Origin of the sequence: Bifidobacterium sp., from assembly GCF_050874245.1 — a bacterium.
Lineage (GTDB): Bacteria > Actinomycetota > Actinomycetes > Actinomycetales > Bifidobacteriaceae > Bifidobacterium.
In genome coordinates this window covers 1-1,153 of the sequence record NZ_JBNMKH010000208.1, presented here as the reverse complement: position 1 = coordinate 1,153, position 1,153 = coordinate 1, and the positions used below count along the sequence as shown (strand labels likewise).

At 57.3% G+C, this 1,153-nt stretch carries 1 protein-coding gene; it reads left to right on the top strand.

All coding sequences use genetic code 11. The features are described 5' to 3' along the window. Positions 1–49: 49 nt before the first annotated feature. Positions 50–1,153 (top strand): glycoside hydrolase family 25 protein (locus ACR0P8_RS09950; protein WP_432624884.1); only part of this gene is annotated, 1,104 nt, incomplete at its 3' end.

Sequence of the window (1,153 nt, the reverse complement as noted above, 5' to 3'; positions counted from 1 at the left end):
GTCAAAGTGTGCCAAAGTATGCGGCGCGGATTCATAAGAGAGGCTGACGATGCTATCGCCGAAAAATTTGTTGAGGATTTCCACTGTCGTTTCCGCGGTCGCGTTGACGTTGTCCGTAGCTGTGGCTCCGGCTTATGCGATGAGGGATATCGCGATTGATGACTCGCCGCATTCCTTCGCCACCGCTGTGGAAGACACGCAGAATGCCGGTGACGGCATGCCGGATAATCCGAACGCGGCATTGCCGAATACGGTGAGTGGACGGATTCCGGACGATTCCACCGTGGTCTCGGAGAAGCTCGCGGTCACTCCCGAAGGCGAGGTGCGGGATATCGAGACCGGCAGGACCGTGACGGATGAGGCATTGATCGGCACCCGGGATCAGCAACCCGACCCGCTGGCCAAGACGGATGGCGAATCATTCATTCCGGTGAGCGCATCGGACGTGAAGGACGCCGTGGAACAGCCTGTGAAACAATCTGTGAAACAATCTGCGGAGCGGTCCGCGGAACAATCGTCTTCAAAGAACGGAGCCACCGTGAGACTCGCCAAATTCGAAGGCAACGATTACGGCGCGCATTGGGGAACCTACAACAATACGAAAGCCTTCTTCGACTACAAAAACAACCTGTTCGTCCAGCAGGCCAAAGGTGTGATCGACGTCTCTTCATGGCAGGGGGATATCGACTGGGCCAAAGCTAAAGCCGACGGCGTGGAAGGTGCCATCATCCGCCTGGGCTATGGGTGGGGCAACGATGCCGACGCCAAAGCCAAGCGCAACATCAACGAATGCAAGCGCCTGGGCGTTCCGTTCGGCATCTACTGGTACTCGTACGCGGAGGATGCGAGCGGTTCAAGGCAGGAAGCCAATGATGTGGTGTCCAAGCTCCGCCAGCTTGGCGTGAGCCCGAACGACCTGAAATACCCCGTATATTACGACCTTGAGAGGTGGACGTGGACCGGTCATACGCCTCCGACCGATCCGAACGTGTACAACGGCATGGTCAATGCCTGGTATGGCGTGATGCAGTCCGCCGGCTATACAAACCTTGGTGTGTACTCGTATACCAGCTATCTGCAGGGGCCGTTGAACAACGCGAACATCCATGCGAAGACGCGCTGGGTGGCGCAGTATGGCCCTCAGATGGAATAC